Origin of the sequence: Allobosea sp. (genome assembly GCF_051860145.1) — a bacterium.
Lineage (GTDB): Bacteria > Pseudomonadota > Alphaproteobacteria > Rhizobiales > Beijerinckiaceae > Allobosea.
The window spans coordinates 1-627 of sequence record NZ_JBHYEM010000054.1 but is presented as its reverse complement, the minus strand read 5'-3'; the positions used below and the strand labels follow the sequence as shown (position 1 = coordinate 627).

Genomic DNA, 627 nt, shown 5'->3' with positions numbered 1-627 from the left:
CATCCGCTCCTTACACGTCTTTCTCGACCCTCAGAGTGGATGAAGCAGGGATGACAGGTGCCGCACGGGCGCCGCTCGTGCGGCCGCCCACCTGCCATCCCTGTCTCGGTCAGGCGGTGTCCGACACCGGCGTGTTGAGCAACTGCTGCTCCCACAGATAGGCGATCGCACTGCCGCCGATATGATATTTGAGCGCATCGTTGAGCGGGCCGGCGGTATCGGCACGCGCCCAGTCGCGCTGCCATTCAGATGCCAGCGCGAGCCAGGTCATCATGTTGACCCCTGCTGCAATCATGCGCTGGATCGCTACCTCATGCCCCTCCAGCGAGGTACCGCCCGAGGCGTCGGTGATGACGGTCACGTCCCAGCCTTCGCCCGCAGCCTGGATCGCCGGCATGGCGACGAAAATCTCGGTCCACAGACCGGCGATGATCAGTTGTTTGCGACCGGTCGCCTTCACCGCATCAACAACCTGTGGGTCTTCCCAGGTGTTGATAAAGGTCCGATCGATCACCTCCTGATCGGGAAAGACTTCGGTGACATGGGGGAAGATGACCCCGCCGCGGGCTGCAACGACGCTCGTGAGGATCGTTGGTACGCCGAACACCTTGGCGACCTTAGCGAGAG

At 62.7% G+C, this 627-nt stretch carries 1 protein-coding gene; it reads right to left on the bottom strand.

Going from position 1 to position 627, the window contains the following annotated elements; genetic code table 11:
* Positions 1-109 precede the first annotated feature (109 nt).
* Positions 110-627 (bottom strand): isochorismatase family protein (locus tag ACTIF2_RS27660; protein ID WP_439500348.1); only part of this gene is annotated, 518 nt, incomplete at its 5' end.